The sequence below is a fragment of the Micromonospora humidisoli genome (assembly GCF_016900955.1).
Lineage (GTDB): Bacteria > Actinomycetota > Actinomycetes > Mycobacteriales > Micromonosporaceae > Micromonospora > Micromonospora wenchangensis.
Genome location: NZ_JAFEUO010000002.1, coordinates 132061 through 150811, shown reverse-complemented (window position 1 = coordinate 150811; position 18751 = coordinate 132061). Strand labels below are relative to the sequence as shown.

Annotated in this window: 13 protein-coding genes and 1 pseudogene; 8 read left to right on the top strand and 6 right to left on the bottom strand. The window is 71.6% G+C overall.

Annotated elements, in window-relative coordinates; translation table 11 throughout:
• Positions 1 to 534: 534 nt before the first annotated feature.
• The 5 genes and pseudogenes from JQN84_RS06025 to JQN84_RS06010 all read left to right on the top strand — a co-directional run.
• A pseudogene (locus JQN84_RS06025) lies at positions 535 to 3556 on the top strand (ATP-binding protein); the annotation flags it as partial.
• 2 nt (positions 3557 to 3558) lie between these two features.
• Positions 3559 to 5511, top strand: a complete 1953-nt coding sequence (locus JQN84_RS06020) for an MraY family glycosyltransferase (protein WP_204957452.1) — start codon at positions 3559 to 3561, stop codon at positions 5509 to 5511.
• A 4-nt stretch (positions 5512 to 5515) separates the two neighbouring features.
• The gene (locus JQN84_RS31235; RefSeq protein WP_239484952.1) at positions 5516 to 6061 is read left to right on the top strand and encodes a hypothetical protein; all 546 of its coding nucleotides are present in this window, start codon (positions 5516 to 5518) and stop codon (positions 6059 to 6061) included.
• Positions 6058 to 7224, top strand: coding sequence for a M23 family metallopeptidase (locus JQN84_RS06015; protein ID WP_204957451.1), 1167 nt, complete (start codon positions 6058 to 6060; stop codon positions 7222 to 7224). The genes JQN84_RS31235 and JQN84_RS06015 overlap by 4 nt, the downstream gene beginning before the upstream one ends.
• Positions 7225 to 7237: 13 nt before the next feature.
• Entirely contained in the window at positions 7238 to 7840 is a 603-nt protein-coding gene (locus JQN84_RS06010; RefSeq protein ID WP_204957450.1) for a hypothetical protein, read from the top strand.
• A gap of 3 nt (positions 7841 to 7843) precedes the next feature.
• Here JQN84_RS06010 and JQN84_RS06005 read toward each other — a convergent pair whose 3' ends face one another.
• A complete protein-coding gene (locus JQN84_RS06005; RefSeq protein WP_239484951.1) occupies positions 7844 to 8410 on the bottom strand; it encodes a DUF4813 domain-containing protein in 567 nt (188 codons plus the stop codon).
• Positions 8411 to 8627: 217 nt separating this feature from the next.
• On the opposite strand from JQN84_RS06005, the gene JQN84_RS06000 reads away from it, so the two are divergent.
• Both JQN84_RS06000 and JQN84_RS05995 read left to right on the top strand, forming a co-directional pair.
• Complete coding sequence (locus JQN84_RS06000) at positions 8628 to 11345, top strand: FtsK/SpoIIIE domain-containing protein (RefSeq protein ID WP_204957449.1); 2718 nt, start codon at positions 8628 to 8630, stop codon at positions 11343 to 11345.
• A gap of 14 nt (positions 11346 to 11359) precedes the next feature.
• Positions 11360 to 12046 carry a hypothetical protein gene (locus tag JQN84_RS05995; RefSeq protein ID WP_281903349.1) on the top strand — a complete coding sequence of 229 codons (687 nt, stop codon included), beginning with the start codon at positions 11360 to 11362 and terminating at the stop codon, positions 12044 to 12046.
• A gap of 45 nt (positions 12047 to 12091) precedes the next feature.
• Here JQN84_RS05995 and folE read toward each other — a convergent pair whose 3' ends face one another.
• From folE to JQN84_RS05975, 4 genes are all read right to left on the bottom strand, one after another.
• On the bottom strand, positions 12092 to 12754 hold the full coding sequence (gene folE, locus JQN84_RS05990) for a GTP cyclohydrolase I FolE (protein WP_204958145.1): 663 nt from the start codon (positions 12752 to 12754) through the stop codon (positions 12092 to 12094).
• 35 nt (positions 12755 to 12789) lie between these two features.
• A complete protein-coding gene (ftsH, locus tag JQN84_RS05985) occupies positions 12790 to 14796 on the bottom strand; it encodes an ATP-dependent zinc metalloprotease FtsH (RefSeq protein WP_145922108.1) in 2007 nt (668 codons plus the stop codon).
• Positions 14797 to 15174: 378 nt separating this feature from the next.
• Positions 15175 to 15750, bottom strand: coding sequence for a hypoxanthine phosphoribosyltransferase (hpt, locus tag JQN84_RS05980; protein WP_067302270.1), 576 nt, complete (start codon positions 15748 to 15750; stop codon positions 15175 to 15177).
• A 99-nt stretch (positions 15751 to 15849) separates the two neighbouring features.
• Positions 15850 to 15987 carry a hypothetical protein gene (locus tag JQN84_RS05975; RefSeq protein ID WP_169733054.1) on the bottom strand — a complete coding sequence of 46 codons (138 nt, stop codon included), beginning with the start codon at positions 15985 to 15987 and terminating at the stop codon, positions 15850 to 15852.
• Between the two features lie 150 nt (positions 15988 to 16137).
• On the opposite strand from JQN84_RS05975, the gene JQN84_RS05970 reads away from it, so the two are divergent.
• Positions 16138 to 17100 (top strand): GlxA family transcriptional regulator, encoded by a 963-nt coding sequence (locus tag JQN84_RS05970; RefSeq protein ID WP_204957447.1) that lies wholly within the window; start codon positions 16138 to 16140, stop codon positions 17098 to 17100.
• Positions 17101 to 17122: 22 nt separating this feature from the next.
• Here the strand turns inward: JQN84_RS05970 and JQN84_RS05965 are convergent, their stop codons facing one another.
• Positions 17123 to 18751, bottom strand: coding sequence for a gamma-glutamyltransferase family protein (locus tag JQN84_RS05965; RefSeq protein WP_204957446.1), 1629 nt, complete (start codon positions 18749 to 18751; stop codon positions 17123 to 17125).

Genomic DNA, 18751 nt, shown 5'->3' with positions numbered 1-18751 from the left:
ACGGCACCGACATCGACTCCCCCTTCCTCGACCTCTTCGGTGGCGGCCCCCGCCCCGGCACCGCCCCGTCGCCCGGCACCCCCGCACGCCGGGGTCCGGGCCGGGAGCAGCGCCCCGTACCGCACCAACCGAGCCCCGCGCCGACCCCGCCGCCGGCCATCGAGGCGCAGGCCCCCCGGCGGCCATCGAGGCGGCCCCACCGGCCGGGCGCACCGCGCGCACCCGCGTCCCGCACCAGCAGGGCGACCGGTCGACGGCGGCCCCGACCGACGACCGCCGGGCCGAGGCACCACAGCGGCCACCGCGCCGGGTGCCCACCGACCTGTTCCCCAGGGACACCGGCGAACCGCTCACCGCGCGGGAGGCGGCCGAACGCGCCCGCCGGGAGGCCACCGAACGGGCCCGGGAGGCCACCGACCGCGCCCGGCGCGAGGCCGCCGAGCGGGCCCGCCGGGAGGCCGCCGAACAGGCCGCGGCGGACGCGGCCCGCCGGGAGGCCGCCGCGCAGGCCGAACGCGAGGCCGCCGAACAGGCCCGACGGGAGGCGGCCGAACAGACCCGACGCGAGGCCGCCGAACAGGCGCGCCGGGACGCCGACGAGCAGATCCGACAGGACGTCGCCGAACAGGCCCGACGCGAGGCCGCCGAACAGGCGCGCCGGGAGAACGCCGGGTCGGCCCGACGCGACGCGACGCTGACCGCCCGGCCCCGGCCCACCCCGGTGGTGCCCACCCCCGGCTGGCCGGAAACGGCCGAACCGGCCTGGCCGGAGGACGTCGCCCCCGGCTGGCCGGAGCCGGCCGAACCGATCCGGGCGGAGGCCGTGATCGCCCCGACCGGCGCGCTGGCCGCCGAACCGGCCCGCCCCGCACCCGTCGACGCCGACCGGATCGCGCCGGCGGACTCCGGCCCCCGGGAACTGGCCACGCCCCGGGAACGCGCGGCGAGCCGCCGTACCGCGGCGACCAAACCGGTCCGGGTACGCCCGCCGAAGATCAAGTTCGGGGACCGGGACCCGTCGATCGAACTGGCCATCACCGAGATCGCCGGGCACCTGACGTTCACCCCCAACACGGTCACCGCCTGGTACTGGCTCCCCGAGGTGCGGTGGGCGTTCCGCCCGGACGCCGAACGCGAGGCGCTGCTCTCCGCGATCTCCGAGCAGTACGCCGGCCTCGCCGGCTTCCGGCTGCACCTGCGCCGCACCACCAGGCCGTTCCCCGCCGACGAGTGGGCCCGCACCATCGACGCGCACACCGCGTCGCCGCTGCCCGACGTCCCCGGCACGCCGGGCTGGGCCGACCACCTGGTCGCCGCCCAGCAGCACCTGATGTCGGTCAACCACGCCGAGGGGCAGACCTACCTGGGGGTCACCTTCGCCCGTCGTTCCCTCGGCGACTCCCTCACCGAACGCCTGCTGCGCGCCTTCGGCAAGGGCACCGCCGACGGCGAACGCCGCAAGCTGGGTCGTACCGTCGAGCAGTTCGACGAGGTGCTGGGCAGCTTCGGCATGCGGGGCAGGCGGGTCACCGCGCAGGAGCTGGAATGGCTGCTCTACCGCTCGGTGGCGCTGTGCATGGCCCCGCCCGGTGCGCTCTCCCCGGTGACCAACGGCCGGTGGGAACGCGGCGACCTGCTCGCCCTCACCGAACAGGTCGAGCGGTACCGCACCCCGTACGGCACCACCGTCAAGCTGGTCAACCGGATGACCGGTGAGGAACGGCACGTGGCCGTGCTCGCGGTCGGCCGGATGGAGCCGCTGGAGATCCCCGAACGGCACGAGCCGTGGCTGCACTTCCACGAACGGCTGCCCTGGCCGATGGAAATCTCCACCCGGGTCGACATCCTCGGCTCCGGCGACTCCTTCCGTAACCTCGAACACCGGCTGCGGATGATCCGGTCGCAGCAGCTCGACTACGCCGAGCACGGCATCGACGCCCCGCCCGAGCTGGAACGGCTCGCCAAGCGGGCGCTGGTGATCGGCGACGAGATGACCACCGGGCTACCGGTCGACTCCGCCCGGGCACACGGCTGGCACCGGATCGCCGTGGGCGGCCGGACCCGCGAGGAGTGCATGGAACGGGCCCGCCGGCTCATCCAGCTCTACTCCCGGGAACTGCGCATCTCCCTGCAACACCCGAAGAACCAGGACTGGCTGGCCCGGGAGTTCATCCCCGGCGAACCGATCGCCAACACCGGGTACGTCCGCCGGATGCCGGTGCCGCTGCTGGCCGCCGCGCTCCCCCAGGCGGCGTCGACCGTCGGCGACCGCCGGGGCGACCTGATCGGGCGTACCGCCGGGACCTGCCGTCGGCCGGTCTTCCTCGACCTGCACTTCCCGATGGAGGTACGCGAGCGCTCCGGGCTCGCCGTCTTCGTCGCCGAACCCGGTGGTGGCAAGTCGACCCTGCTCGGCGCGCTCGGCTACCTGGCCGCCCGGCGGGGCGTGCAGGTCACCCTGCTCGACCCGTCCGGTCCGCTGGCCCGGCTCTGCGCCATGCCGGAGCTCAAGCCGTACGCCCGGGTGCTCAACCTGACCGGTTCGGAGCCGGGGACGCTGGCCCCGTACGCGCTCATCCCCACCCCGCTGCGCAGCGAGTTCACCTCCGGGGCGGCGGGCGACCGGGAGTTCGAGATCGCCGTCTCCAACGCCCGGGCCGAACGACGCATGCTGGTCCAGGACATCTGCATGATGCTGGTGCCGCCGCAGGTCGCCCGGGAGGCGTCCACCGCCACCCTGTTCCGGCACGCGGTACGCCAGGTGCCGGCCGAGGAGACGTCCACCCTGGACGATGTGGTCGCCTGCCTGCAAGGGCTCGACGACGACGCCGGTCGGGAACTGGCCCACCTGCTGCTCGACACCGCCGAGATGCCGCTGGCCATGCTCTTCTTCGGCCGCCCGCCGGAGGGGCTGCTCGGTGCGGGCGCGGCGCTCACCGTGATCACCATGGCCGGCCTCCGCCTGCCCGACCTCAAGATCGAACGCGAGTACTGGTCGGCCGAGGAGGCATTGGCCCTGCCGATGCTGCACACCGCGCACCGGCTCGCCGTCCGCCGCTGCTACGGCGGGTCGATGTCCTCGCGCAAACTCGTCGGCCTGGACGAGGCGCACTTCATGGAGGGCTGGCGCTCCGGCCGGTCCTTCCTGGTCCGCCTCGCCCGGGACTCCCGCAAGTGGAACCTCGCCGCCCTGGTCGCCTCGCAGAACCCGAAGGACATCCTCGGCCTCGACGTCCAGAACCTCGTCTCCACCGTCTTCGTCGGCCGCATCGCCGAGGACACCGAGATCGCCTCCGAGGCGCTCCGGCTGCTCCGGGTGCCGGTCGACGACGGCTACGAGGCCACCCTGGCCTCCCTGTCCGCCGTCGACACCACCTCCGCCACCCGGCTCGGCTTCCGCGAGTTCGTCATGCGGGACGTGGACGGCCGGGTGCAGAAGGTCCGGGTCGACGTGTCGTACGTCGAGGGGCTGCTGGATCACCTCGACACCACCCCCGCCGCGGTCGCCCAGGCCGCCGGGATACTGCCGACCGTCCTGGCTGATCTGGAGGCGTGACAATGGCGAGGGCCCGGGCACGGATCACGGCGCTCCTCCTCGCACTCGGCGTACTCGCCGGTGCCACGATCGCCTGGCCGGTGGTTGGGGCCACACCGGCGTACGCCCGTACCCCCGTGACGGCACAGGCGGCCGCCGACCTCTGCACCACCAAGGAGTGGCAGGCCGACTTCCGCGCCTGCGTCAAGAAGCTCGATGACATTACGTCTGACAGAGCCGCCTGCCTAGAACCTCCTACACCCAGTACACCTGACTCTGGCCTCGCTGGTTGGTTTGCCAGTGAGCCTGCTGCCGCGACGGCGGGAGGTGTCGCTGGCCGCTACAGCCTCTACGGCTACGCGGGTTACGACTACAACACTTACGACCTCGGGTGCGGGGCCTCTGTCCTTCACGCAGACTACAAATTCACCACGACAGTGGCTAACGGCGAATTCATGTTCGCTACGGCCGTGGTGGGTGCCTCAAACGCACTGCGTGAACGCGCCTGGGATCCGAGCTCGATGTGGGGTTGGGCAGACCCACTTGTAGAAAAGGCAACCAAGGCTGTCTACCAAAAGGTCTTCAGTGTCTTCGGAATCGTCACACTGTGCGTAGTGGGCCTCTATCTTCTATGGCGCTCTCGCCAGTCCGACATGAGCAACGCAATGACCACCGCAGGCTGGGCAATACTCGTGATGGTGGCTGTAACCGCGCTCGCAGCATGGCCGGTGAAGTCTGCCAATATAGCTGACGGCACGCTCATCGCCTCACTCGGCGTTGTGCATGACGCCGTCGGACCACAAGCAAAGGATCCCGAGCCCGGCCGTTGCATCGATCCCAATCCTGACCGATGTAAGGATCTCCGCCCTCCAGCTGTCCGCGCGAGTGACACCGCAGCGGAGACCATGCTCTATCGAAACTGGCTGCGTGGCGTCCTCGGCTCCGCCGACAGTGAAACCGCCAAGAAATATGGCCCCGCCCTATACGATGCCCGGTCCTTGACCTGGGGTGAGGCCAAATCCATTCGCAGCAACCCTGCCACCCGCGATGCGACGGTTCAGGCGAAGAAGCAGCAGTGGATGAAGGTCTCCGAGCAGATCAAAGCAGAAGATCCCGAGGCGTACGAATATCTGCAAGGAAAAAGGGACATGGACCGGATCGGTTCCGGGTTCATCGCGGTCCTGGCCTCGTTGCTCTTCGCCATGTTCGATCTCACCGCCTCGCTATTGGTGCTGCTCGGATTCATGATCTTCCGGTGGGCGGTGATCGCCGCGCCGATCCTGGGCACGATTGGCCTGCTCCGTCCGGCCAGCGCCGGACTGCGACGGCTGGCGAACGCCGTGGTCGCTGCTGTGTTCAACATCGCCATCTTCGGCACCGGAGCGGCGATCTACCTGTTCGCCGTCGATCTGATCATGAGCACTCCGACCCTGCCGGGCTGGCTCCAGGTGGTGCTGGTCTGGCTCTGTGGTGTGGTCGGTTGGTTGCTGCTGCGGCCCTACCGGCGGATCACCCAGCTCGGCGGCAAGGACAGCAGCGAGGCGGTCGGCTCGGCCGGGTCGTGGCATCGCCGGTTCTTCCGGGACATGCGCGTCGCCGCCCGAATCGACGTGGCCGAGCCGGGCGGTACGGCCGAGCCGAAGCTCACCCGCAGACGCGGGGCCGGACTGGAACCGGCCACCCTTCGTCCCGAGGCCAGACGGGAGGACCCCAGTCACTCGACGGTCAGCACGCCGGCGCAGCGGGAACGCCCGGATGGACGTGAACGCGCCGACGAGACCGAGGCGAAGCCACCGACGCGGGAGAACAGCCGGCACACGGCCGCACCCCGCCCCCGGCGTCGTGCCACGGCGGGCTGGACCGAGCCGGACGTGCCAGAGGAGACCCCGTCCTTCGTGGTCTACCGACCCGACTCCGCCACGCCGGCACCGACGCCCGTGAAGCCCAGCCCCCGTATACGCTCCGAGGCCAGGTGACGCGATGCGGCGAGCACTTAGTTTCCTCGTCACCCGGGCACTGCGTTCTCGCATCGGCATCGCACTCATGCTTGCCGTGTCGGTCCTGGCAGTAATCGGAGCAGCCCGCTTGGTTGCCGGCCCAGGCGAATTCAACACGGGGTTGAATAGGCCACGTGAACCCATCACCACTGTCGAACCGGATGAGGGTGATGACGGGGTCGTAGGAGCGCCATCGCCGGAGGCCCCGGTCGTTGCCCCTGGCCAGCTACCGCCTGCTCAGACGGCAATCCGGTTCACCACAGCATGGCTTGACCACACAATCTCTGAGGCCGACCAGTGGCGTAGTAAATTGCACCCGTTTTCCACACCGGAATTGATGGAAAAACTCGCCGGCGCAGGCCCTGATGGCGCCCCGCGAGCTCGCGTTACTGGCGAGCCAGAGGTACGACCGCGAAACGCAACGTTCGCTGAGGTGGTTATACCACTGGATGCCGGGATCCTTCGCCTCGAACTGGTTGCACCCGATGGCCGATGGCTGGTGGATGCCGTGGACTGGGAGCGAAAATGAATTCAAAGCCCAGATCACCACGCCGCAAGATCCGGACGGGTTTCGCCTTGGGGCTGTCTATAGCCCTACTGTCACTCCTCTGTTGCACCGGGGGAACAGCTGCCTTCTTCCTGACCAGTCTGGGCACCACCCGGCAATCCCCGACGGCTGCGGATATGAGCTGCGAAGAAGATCACCAGGTCAAATTGTCTGGAACCATCCCCCGGCTCGGGCGATACGGACAGACACAGATGCGTAATGCGGCAGTCATCATCAAGGTCGGACAAGATATGAAGGTGCCACCCCGGGGCTGGGTGATCGCGGTGGCCACGGCGATGCAGGAGTCGGCGCTGCGCAACCTGTCCAACAGCACCGTCGCAGGCTCTCGCGGCATCCCGAACGAGGGGGTCGGCTCCGACCACGACTCCCTCGGTCTCTTTCAGCAGCGGGCGGGCTGGGGCAGCGTCACGCAACGGATGAGCCCCGACTATGCGGCCCGCAAGTTCTACGAGAAACTGGTGAAGATCGACGGTTGGGAGCGGATGCCCCTAACCCGGGCCGCGCAGAAGGTGCAGATCAGCGCCTACCCCGACGCGTACGCCAAGCACGAGGACGTCGCCAGTCAGATCGTCAACGCGCTCGCCGGCGGGGCTGCCCGGACGGTCCAGATCGCCGAGCAGGCGGTGTGCGACCGGGCCGCCGCGCGGACCATCGCCGCTTCGGGCTGGACCGCACCGATCGACGGCGGGGTCGGCTCCGGCTTCCGCACGGCCAGCCGACCGCGACACAACGGCGTGGACATCGGCGCCCGCAAGCGAACCGAGATCCATGCCGCTGCCACCGGCCGGGTGCTGGTGGCCCGCTGCGATCCGGACCACAGCGGAAATCGCAGCTGTGACGTCGACGGTTTCCCCGGCAAGGGGGGGTGCGGATGGTTCGTCGACATCCTGCACGCCGGCGGCTTCGTCACCCGGTACTGCCACATGATCGAAAAGCCCCGGGTGGCCCCCGGACAACTCGTCAAGGCCGGGGAGGTGATCGGGCTGGTCGGAAGCAGTGGCAACTCCTCCGGTCCGCACCTGCACTTCGAGGTGCACATCGACAGCAACCGCAGCTTCTCCGGCGGGATCAACCCGGTCCCGTTCATGCGGCAGCGCGGTGCCCCGCTGAACGGTTCGGCATGAGGCCGTCGCCCCGATGAGCGGACCACTGCCGGACCCGTTCGCCGGTCAGCCCGACTGGGCACCACTTCCACCACGGCCGGTCGAGATCGTCCCCGCCACCGGCCGGGTCGAACTGCGCGGCCGGCGGGTCCTCGTCGGGCTCCCCGGCCTCGGTTGGCGGGGAGACCTCCGCGCCGACGAGCGGGTGGTGCAGGGCAGCCGGACCTACGTGCCGGTCATCCCCGAGCACGAGTGGTACCGGGCGGAGGCCGACCAGGTGGAGGTCTTCGCCCCGCTCGTCCCCGTGGAACGGGTCTGGGTGGAGACCCTGGGTGACCGGCCTGCACCCACCGGACCGATCCGCGAGCAGGGGATCCAGCTCGTCTCGTTGGACGGGCCGACCCACCGGGCCCCCACCCCGGTCTTCGAGACCGACGCGGTCAGCGGACGACGGGTGGTACACGTCGAGGACGCCGTCGAACACCGCGACCTGCGTGCGGTGACCGAGTCATACTCCGGTGCCGACGGCGACATCTGCGTCCGGGTCACGCCGGAACTGGAGTGGTACCGCTGGGCCTGGCGTGGGCAGCCGCCCACCACGATGGAGATCCCCGTCCACCTACTGTGGATTGAATGAAAACTATCTGAGGCGTTCACCTGAACAGACTCGCCAGCCCTCCTTTTGATCCACGACCTCAAAACGCCAGGCGTCGGCCAAGCTTTGCTGAACCTCATCAATGGTTGCACTTCGCCTGACGACCACCTGTACCGCAGCGGACGACTTGCTGGTCATTGTCACGTGGACATCCTCGATATTGATCGAGAAGACGGCATCCAGCTCCCGCTCCCGACTCACCATCTGGTTTCGAAAATCATCAACCGATGGCAGTAAACCGGTACAGGTGAAGAGCTTCGCTCTATTGTCGTCACGAGCCACAAAGGTAGCCTGCAAATAGCTGACCACGACGACGTCCGGGGCGCTGCGGTCCGGGGTCGCGGCCCGCTCGTACAGCACGTAGCCGGTGATCCCACCGCCGACGCAGAGCAACGCCAGCACCCCGGCCACGACGGTGAGGACGGTCCGGAGCCGGCGGGTCGGACGCTGCGGCACCGGCAGCGGCGCAGGGGGGGCCGAGTGCTCCGGTGGGGTCCGCTGCGCCGGAACTCGGGACACCTGGGAACCGGCGGGGGGCTGCACTGATTCCACCCCCTGAGGCTATCGGCTGGACGCTCCGTTCCCAATGCCCCGGAAGCTGCGGATCGTGACAGGACGACCCCGGGAGGTGAGAGTTAGCCGCGATTTGCGACAAGCCTGGCGCACCGCCGCCGCGCTTCCCGGAGGAGCGGCGGGGGCTGGGATACGGTCTGCAGTCGGGGAGGCTTCCCGTCGCGAACAGCGGGGTGGACGCGCCTCGGAAAGAGGGGTGGACGCGGTGGCCGGTCCCAAGGCTCGCACGAACCGCGCCGCAGCCCTGCACCGTCGGGCCGCTGCGACCGTTGCCGCTGCCGTCACGGTCCTCGACGAGATCCGTCCGGCCCCCGCCGACCAGCGTCGACAGTACGAGCTGGCGGCCCGCCTGCGGCACGCCGCCGCCCTGCTCGCCCCGGGCTGGGCCGGGAACGCCCTGGAGGACCTGACGCCCGACGCCCCGTGTGGTGAGGAGCATCCGCCCTTCGTACGGATCGGTACGGCGGCCCCGTTGGAGGATGCGCGCTTCCCGGCGCTGGTGCCGCTGCTCGGCTCGGCTCATCTGACCCTCGACGGGGACGTCCGTGACACCCGGGTGGCTGGTCTCGTCCGGGCCGTGTTGTTGCGTCTGCTGGCGGCCACTCCGGCGGGCTGCCTGCTGGTCCGGGGCGTCGACGGCACCGCCGCGCCGGGCACCGCGGGCACCGGCACGGACGACACCACCGTCAGCCCCGGCCCAGGCACCGGCAGAGCCGGCACCGCAGGAGCCGAACCCCGGAACGTCACCGTCACCGCCACCGACAACGCGAGCACCGCAACGCGCAACGGTGCACCACAGGAGGCCCGGAGCGGCACCGTCTTCGCCCCGTTCACCGCGCTGGCCGACGCCGGCCTGTTCCCGCCTCCGGCGACTGACGCGGCCGGGCTGCGGGCGGTGCTCGCCGAGGCCGAGCAGTGGGTCTCCCCGGGGGCCGGCCGGCCCCGCCGGCACGACCGGACGCTGCTGCTGGTGATCGCCGGGCTGCCCGCGTCGTCCGGGCCGAGTGACCTGGACCGGATCGCAGCGCTCGCCGAGCGGGCTCGGGGCACCGGTCTGCACCTGGTGGTCGCCGGCTGGCCGGCGGCCCGGCCACCGCTGCCGCAGGCCACCCCGGTACGGCTGCGCACGTCGTACGCGCTGCTGGGTGATCCGCCGGGGAGCCCGTTCAGCGGGCCGGGCACCGACCCGCCGGGCGGCCTCAACTGTCCCGTCCTCGTCGACGAGGACCCCGGCCCGGAGCTGATCGGGGCCGTCTGCCGCCGGCTGGCCGACCAGATCGAGGCGGGCTCCCGGTTGGGTCTCGCCGAGTTGCTGCCGCCCGGGGACGCGCCGCTCTGGGCGTCCTCGTCGGTCGACGGCCTGTCCACCACCGTGGGCGACGCCGGCGGCCGGCCGGTCACCGTGGGCTTCACCGAGTTGACCCCGCACTGGCTGGTCAGCGGCCGGTCGGACGCGGACCGGGGGGCCTTCCTGACCAACACGCTGCTCGGTCTGGCAGCCCGGTACGGTCCGGACGAACTGGCCCTGTACCTGGTGGATCTGGGTGCCGGGGAGTCGTTCGTGGAGTTCCTCCAGACCCGGCGGGACAGGTCGTGGGTGCCGCAGGTCCGCGCGGCGGGGATGGCCGCCGACCCGGAGTACGTGCGGGACCTCTTCGATCAGTTGGCGGCGGAGATCCACCGCCGGGAGGAGGCGGCGGCGCGGGCCGGTGGTCAGCGTTTCGCCGAGCTGCGTGAGCATCAGGCGCTGCCGCGCGTCGTCTGCGTCATCGACAACTTTCCGCTGTTGCTGGCGGATCGGGATCCGGTGGCTGCCGAGGTGCTGAGCCGGTTGGACGGGCTGGCCCGGTCGGGTCGCGGGTACGGCGTACACCTGGTGCTGGCCGGCGTGGGTGACCTGGGTGTCGGCGCGGGTCCGGCCCCCCGGGACTCGGTGCTGGGGCAGTTCCCGGTGCGGGTGGCGCTCGCCGGGGGCAGTGCGGTGCTGATGCCGACCAACGACGCCGCCGCCGGTCTGGCGGTGGGTAGTGCCGTGGTCAACACCGCGGGTGGGCTGGGTGGCCCACGCGGCGCGACCCGCGGGCACGAGCGGTTGATCCGGTTCCCGGACCCGCACGACGCCCCGGAGGTGGTGCAGGAACTGCGGCACCGGCTGTTCGCGGCACGGCCGCAGGATGCCGTACCGCCTGTGGTGTTCGCGGGTTGGGCCCGGCCGTTGCTGGGCAACGATCCGCGGATGCGCGCCGCCGTGGCCGGCGGGTGCGGGGCACCGGCGGCGCTGCTGGGTCGGGCGGTCGACGTGGCCCGGACGACCGTTGCGGTGCCGCTGGGCCCGGTGGCCGGCCAGAACCTGGCTGTCCTCGGGCCCGGTCCGGGGGCGGCGGCGCTGCTGGCGACGGCCGCGCGCAGCACCGCCGCGCACCATCCGCCGGGTGGCGCGGAGTTCGTGCTCGCGCCGCTGGCCGAGGGGTCCGCGCCGCTGGCCGCCGCCCTCGCCGCCGAGCTGGGCGAGCGCCACCGGGTGTCGACGGTGGACGGGCCGGGGTTGCTGACCGCTCCTGCGGGTGCCGGTCCGACCTACCTGGTGGTGTTCGGGGTGGACGTGCCCCCGGCGGAGGAGTTGCCCGTGGACCGGCTGCGTGCGCTGCTGCGGGAGGGTCCGCCGGCGGGCCGGCACCTGCTGGGCTGGTGGCGGACGGTGCCGCCGCTGGCCGGGCTGGTGGAGCCGGACGGCGAGGTGGGAAAGCTGACGGCGGTCGCGGCGGTCGACGTACCGGGTGCGCAGCTCGCCGCGCTCTTCGGGCATCCGGTGCAGTGGCGGCCCCGGCCGGCCCGGGTGGTCCTCTGGGACACCACCGACGACCGGGGCACGGTCCTGGTGCCGTTCGCCGACGAGGAGGAACATCGGCCGTGAGCATCGACGACGCCGTGACGGTGGCTCCGGTCCGGCAGCGGGCCGGCAGCGGGCCGGCTCCGTCGGTGGCCGCCGCCTGGACCGACTACCTGGCCGCCGCCCGTCAGCTCGACGGGGTACGCCGGGGCGCGGCGACGGCCGCCGCCGACCAGGCCCGGGCGGTCGAGGGGGCCCGTGCCGAGTTGGACGGGGTGCGTGCCCGCCTGACGCCGCAGCAGGCCCGGCTGCGGGAGTTGGGCGTACCGGCGATCTCGCTGACCCCGACGCCGCCGGAACTGACCGAGGCGACCCGGGCGATGGCTGGCGGTCCGGCGGCGGTGCTGGCCGGCCTCCGGACGGCCCAGGGCTGGGTGGAGGGCGCCGATGCGGCGCTGGCGGCGCGCGGTTCGTTGCGGTCGGCGGCCTGGCCGCCCCGGTTGCGCAACCTGCTGGTGTACGGCCCACTGGCGCTGGTCGTGCCGCTGGTGCAGCTGCTGCTCCTGGTGACCCTCGGCACCGGGCCGGTGGTCGTGGTGGCGCTGCTGGTGGGTCTGCCGTTGCCGGCGGTGTCGTTCGCGGCCGGCTGGGTGGGGGTGGGTCGGTTGTTCCCGCCGGGGCCTGACGGCCGGTGGGACCGTACGCCCCGGCTGGGGTTGCTGACCTGCCTGATTCCGGCGGTGGTGACCGCCGCCGGGATCACGTTGGCGTTGCTGGCCGGTTGACCGGGGCGCGCCCCTGGCGGGGCGGCGGGCAGTCCAGGCGGCGGTTCAGCGGGGGATGATCAGCGACATCGCCTCGGCGCGGGACTTCGCGTCGTGCTGGAGCACGCCCCGTACCGCCGAGGTGATGGTCTTGGCGCCGCTCTTCTGGATGCCGCGCATGGCCATGCACATGTGCTCGCAGTCCAGTATCACGATGACGCCACGCGGTTCCAGCTTGCTCATCAGCAGGTCGGCGATCTGCGAGGTGAGCCGCTCCTGCACCTGCGGGCGGCGGGCGAACACCTCGACCAGCCGGGCCAGCTTGGACAGGCCGGTGATCCGGCCGTCGGGGCCGGGGATGTAGCCGATGTGCGCGCTGCCCCGGAACGGGAGCAGGTGGTGCTCGCAGAGGCTCATCACGTCGATGTCCCGGACGAGCACCAACTCCTCGTGGTTGGCCTCGAAGGTGGTGCTGAGCACCTGGGACGGGTCGACCCGCAGGCCGGCGAAGAGCTCGGCGTACGCGCGGGCGACCCGGGCCGGGGTCTGCTGGAGGCCGTCCCGGTCGGGGTCCTCGCCGACCGCGATGAGGATCTCGCGGACCGCCTTCTCGATCCGGCCGAGGTCCATGGTGTCCTCGATCGGGCGACCGTTGAGCTTGCCGCTGATCAACCGGGCGGCGACGTAGTCCAACGTCTCGTCACCGGGCTCGGTGGACGAGACGGCCAGCCCCGGGTTGTCGGGGCTGGCCGCGGCGTCGGTGTTCAGTGCAGACCGTCCGAGTTGTTCGTGGCCCCGCCGACGGAGATGCCGTCGGCCGTGGCCTGCGCCTTGAGCTTCTCCTTCTCGGCCGGGGTGAGCACCGGCGGCTCGGTGGAGGGCAGACGCTTGCCGAAGCCGTTGTACGGGGCCATCGGCGGGCGCTTGACCACCCGGGAGCAGATCCGGGCCATGTCGGCGGTGGAGAGGGTTTCCTTCTCCATCAGCTCCAGGACCATGTTGTCCAGGACGTCCCGGTACTCCACCAGGATCTCCCAGGCCTCGTCGTGGGCCAGCTCGATCAGGGCCCGCATCTCGCCGTCGATCTCGGCGGCGACCGAGTCGGAGTAGTCCCGCTCGTGGCCCATGTTGCGGCCGAGGAACGGCTCGTCCCCGCTGGTGCCGTACTTGATCGCGCCGAGCTTCGAGCTCATGCCGTACTGCGTGATCATCGCGCGGGCCAACTGGGTGGCCTTCTCGATGTCGTTGCCGGCCCCGGTGGTGGGCTCGTGGAAGACGAGTTCCTCGGCGGCCCGGCCACCCAGGGCGTACGCCAGGGTGTCGATCATCTCGGCCCGGGTCTGGGTGTACTTGTCCTCGGTCGGCAGGACCAGGGTGTGCCCCAGCGAGCGTCCCCGGGACAGGATGGTCACCTTGTGCACCGGCGCGGCGTGCGGCAGCGCCCAGGCGACCAGCGCGTGCCCGCCCTCGTGGTACGCGGTGATCTTCTTCTCCTGGTCGCTCATCACCCGGGTCCGGCGCTGCGGACCGGCGATCACCCGGTCGATCGACTCCTCCAGCGAGTCGTTGGTGATCGCCCGCTGTTCCTTGCGCGCGGTGAGCAGCGCCGACTCGTTGATCACGTTGGCCAGGTCGGCACCGGAGAAGCCGGGGGTACGCCTGGCGACCGCGTCGAGGTCGACGTCGGGCGTGAACGGCTTGCCCTTGGCGTGCACCCGCAGGATCGCCTTGCGGCCCTCCATGTCGGGGGCGTCGACCGGGATCTGCCTGTCGAAGCGGCCCGGACGCAGCAGCGCCGGGTCGAGGATGTCCGGCCGGTTGGTGGCGGCGATCAGGATGACCCCGCCCTTGGTGTCGAAGCCGTCCATCTCGACGAGCAACTGGTTGAGGGTCTGCTCCCGCTCGTCGTGGCCGCCGCCCATGCCGGCGCCGCGGTGCCGGCCGACGGCGTCGATCTCGTCGACGAAGACGATCGCCGGGGCGTTCGCCTTGGCCTGCTCGAAGAGGTCCCGGACCCGGCTGGCACCGACACCGACGAACATCTCGACGAAGTCGGAGCCGGAGATCGAGTAGAACGGCACCCCGGCCTCACCGGCGACGGCGCGGGCCAGCAGCGTCTTACCGGTACCGGGCGGACCGAAGAGCAGCACGCCCTTCGGGATCTTGGCGCCCAGGGCCTGGTACTTCGCCGGGTTCTGGAGGAAGTCCTTGATCTCGTGGAGTTCCTCCACCGCCTCCTCGGCCCCGGCGACGTCCGCGAAGGTCGTCTTCGGGGTGTCCTTGGTGATCATCTTCGCCTTGGACTTGCCGAAGTTGAGCACCCGGGAGCCGCCACCCTGCATCTGCGACATGAAGAACAGCAGCAGGAGCACGAGCAGCGCGATCGGCAACAGGTTGACCAGCAGGCTCACCCAGATGCTGTCGGACGACACCTTGGCGTCGGCCGGGCCGGTGACCCGGTTGGCCGCCTTGGCCTCCAGCACCTCGTTCCAGACCTGCTCGCCGGCCTGGTAGGGGAACTGGGCCTCGATCCGGTCGGTCGTGGTGTCGCCGAACTTGGTCTTCTCGGCCAGGTTGAGCTGGAGCGTCTGCTCCTTGTCCTGGAAGACGACCTTGTTGATCTTGGCGGTGTGCAGTTGGTCGAGCGCAACGGAAGTGTCCACCCGGTGGTAGCTGGGACCAGCGGTGAACAGCTGACTGAGCACAACGGCGCCGAGGATGACCAGGATGATCCAGACCACCGGTCGGCGGAAGAAACGCGTACGTTCCATGCTGTTGTCGAGCGCCGAGGCGCCCGCATCCTCCTGATCGACGTCCTGACCGTCTGAATGGTGTCGCCGCCGGGGGCGGCGTCGAGCCGCCGTGCGGGCCGGCCTCGACCCCGAGGCGCGCGAACTGCCGCACCGCGGTCATTCGACGGTACACCGTGCACGCGACACGGGAGCTTGCGAGCCCCGCAGTTACGCGTACGGCGAACCGGGGTTTCAGCCGGCGTGCCGGGGAACGTGCGCACCGGAACCGTCGACCGCCCGGTCACGCGGGTCGGGGTCCCGGACGCGGAGATGTCCCACGCCACCAGTACCCACCGTAGTCGGACTGCCTGGGAGCCCGCTGAACGTCCGCTCGACGACGACAGGTCCGGGCAGAGCTCAGGCGCGGGCGTAGACCTCGGGCTTGAGCACCCCGACGTAGGGCAGTTCGCGGTAGCGCTCACCGAAGTCGAGGCCGTAGCCGACCACGAACTCGGTGGGGATGTCGAAGCCGACGTACTTGACCGGCACCGTGACCTTCACCGCGTCGGGCTTGCGGAACAGGGCCACCACCTCGACGCTGGCGGCCGACCGGGATTCCAGGTACCGCAGCAGCCAGGACAGGGTCAGCCCGGAGTCGACGATGTCCTCGACCACCACCACGTGCCGGCCGGCGATGTCCCGGTCGAGGTCCTTGAGGATGCGCACCACACCGGAGGAGGTGGTGCCCTGGCCGTACGAGGAGATGGCCATGAAGTCCAGCTCGACGGGCGGACCCTGCCGGCCCAGCGCGCGGGCGAAGTCGGCCATGAACATGACCGCGCCCTTGAGGACGCAGACGAGCAGCAGTCCGTCGGTGACCCCGGCGTAGTCCGCCGAGACCTGCTTGGCCAGCTCCGCCGTCTTCTCGCGGATCTGCGCCTCGGAGATGATCACGTGATCGATGTCGGCGTCGTACCAGGAGCCGTCAGCCATGGTCCTAGCCTGCCGTACGCCGGAGGGCCCGCGTCGGCGGGGCCGCCGCTTTTGGCGCGGTCCCGCCCCGAATTTTCCGGCACAACGGAATCAATCACCTCAGCAGGTGCGGGATCGCCAGCGGCGACCCTCCTCGGTGGGCTTCCAGTCGGCCGAGTCGCGGGTGTCGGCGGTCAGGCCGAACGCCGAGGCGGCGGTCAGCGCGGCGAGAAAGAGCAGGAACAACAGGAACTGCATGGCGGCGCTCACTTTCTCCTGTTCTGAGTGGTTTTCGCCGCCGGTGCGCACCGGACTCATCCCAGTTTCCGCCGGTGGTCCAGGGCGGGCCAGTGGCAGCCATGCCACACACCCTCGATTTCCTGCCATCTCTCCGGTTACCCTCGTCACATGATTCGATCGGTGGCCGTCATCGCGTTGGACCAGGTGGCCGTCTTCGAGCTGGGTGTGCTCACCGAGGTGTTCGGCACCGACCGCACCGACGACGACTTCCCCGGCTACCGGTTCACCGTCTGCAGCGCCGACGGCGACCCGGTCCGTACCGCCTCCGGGTTCGGCCTCACCCCGCACGCCGACCTCGCCCCGGTCGACGACGCCGACCTGGTCGCCGTGCCCGCGTACACCCAGGGGGGTGAGGTGCCCGAGGCGGTGCTGGCCGCGCTACGCCGCGCCGCCGACCGGGGGGCGTACGTGTTCAGCCTCTGCTCGGCGGCGTTCGTGCTCGGCGCGGCCGGCCTGCTCGACGGCCGGGAGTGCACCACCCACTGGAAGTACGCCGACGAGCTGCAACGCCGCCACCCCTCGGCCCGGGTCCGGTGCAACGACCTCTACGTGGCCGACGGGCCGGTGCTGACCAGTGCCGGCACCGCCGCCGGAATCGACGCCTGCCTGCACCTGGTACGCCAGGAACACGGCTCGGTCACCGCCACCCGGCTGGCCCGCCGGATGGTGGTACCCCCGCACCGCGACGGCGGCCAATCCCAGTACGTCGAGGCGCCGATCCCGGCCACCCCCGACGCGCCCACCCTCGAACCGGTGCTGAGCTGGCTGATGGGGCACCTGGACCGGCCGACCACGGTGGACGAGCTGGCCGCCCGCGCCGGCATGTCACCGCGGACCTTCGCCCGCCGGTTCCGGGCCGAGACCGGCACCACCCCGCACGACTGGCTGACCAACCAACGGGTGCTGCTGGCCCGCCGGCTGCTGGAGGAGACCCGGCTGAGCGTGGAGAGCGTCGCCGGCCGCTCGGGTTTCCCCGACGCCGCCGCCCTGCGCCACCACTTCGCCAGGCGGGTCGGCACCACCCCGCAGGGCTACCGCACCACCTTCCGCGACCGGGTCCCCACCGCCTGAACCGCCGGGGCCGCGCCGGGGGTCAGTAGCCCAGCGCCGCGCCGTCGACCCGGGGCTCCGCGCCGACCACCCAGCCGCCGGCCGGGTCACGCCACAGCGCCTGGCCGTACCCGAAGACGGACGGCTCGTCGGCGACGGTGACCTCGTGGCCCCGGGCGCGCAACCCCGCGACCAGGCCGGGCTCGGCCGCCAGGGCCGGCTCGACCAGCAGGGTCCGGCCGGCGTGCCAGTACCAGCGGGGGGCGTCCAGGGCGGCCTGCGGATCACGGCCGTCGTCGACGGTCGCGGCGACCAGCTGCACGTGCCCCTGCGGCTGCATGTGCCCGCCCATCACCCCGAACGGGCCGACCGGTGCGCCGTCGCGGGTCAGGAAACCCGGGATGATCGTGTGGAAGGGCCGCTTGACCGGCCCCACCACGTTGGGGTGGCCCGGGTCGAGCCGGAAACCGGTGCCCCGGTTCTGCAGGGCGAAACCGTATCCGGGCAGCACCACCCGGGAACCGAACCCCAGGTAGGTGGACTGGATCAGGCTGACCATCAGACCGCCCGCGTCGGCCGTGCAGAGGTAGACGGTGCCGCCCCGCTCGGGCGTACCGGCCACCGGGTCGCCGGCCCGGTCGGTGAGCAGCGCCCGCCGAGCCGCCAGATAGCCCGGGTCGAGCAGGCCGGCTGTCGGCACGTCGGCACGGTCCGGGTCGGCCACGTGGGCGTGCGCGTCGGCGAAGCCGAGCTTGACCGCCTCCACCTGCCGGTGTACCCGGTCCACCGGGCCGGCGGCCGGGTCGAGACCGTCGAGGACGCCCAGCGCCTGCAGCGCCGCCAGCCCCTGCCCCGGCGGCGGCAGCTCCCACACCTCGTACCCCCGGTAGCGGACGCTGACCGGGTCGACCCAGGTCGAGGTGTGCCCGGCCAGGTCGGCGGCGGTGAGCAGGCCACCGGTACGGGCCGCGTGCCGGTCCAGCGCCTGCGCGACCGCACCCCGGTAGAAGTCCTCCGCGCCGCTGGCGGCGATCAGGCGTAGCGTCCGGGCCGCCGCCGGGTTGCGCCAGCGTTCGCCGGGCCGGGGCGCCCGGCCGGCCACCGTGAAGACCCGGTCGAACTCGGTGAACTCGGCGCCTGCCGGCACCGGCTGCGCCAGCGCGCGGGCCCAGGTGGCCGCGGTGCCGGCCGAGACGGGGTGGCCGTGCTCGGCGTACCCGACCGCGTCGGTGAACAGGTCGGCGAAGGGCAGCACGCCGAACCGGTCGTGCAGGTCCCGCCAGCCGGCCGGCGCACCCGGCACGGTCACCGGCAACCAGCCCCGGGCGGGCATCGCCGGCCCGGACGCCTGCGCGCCACCGAGCGCCGCAACCGGTTCCGCCGGCACCCCGCCGGTGGCGGCCAGCACCACCTCCCGGGTCAGCCCGGCCGGTGACCGCCCGGCGGCGGCGAGGCCGTGCAGCCGGTCGCCGTCCCAGACGATGGCGAACAGGTCACCGCCGATGTCGTTGGACGGCGGTTGCACCACGGTCAACGTGATCGCGGTGGCCAGCGCCGCGTCGACGGCGTTGCCGCCGCGCCGCAGCACGGCCAGGCCCGCCGCCGCCGCGAGCGGATGGCTGGTCGAGACGGCACCGTGCGGGGCGAACAGGGCACTGCGGGGGTACGCCAT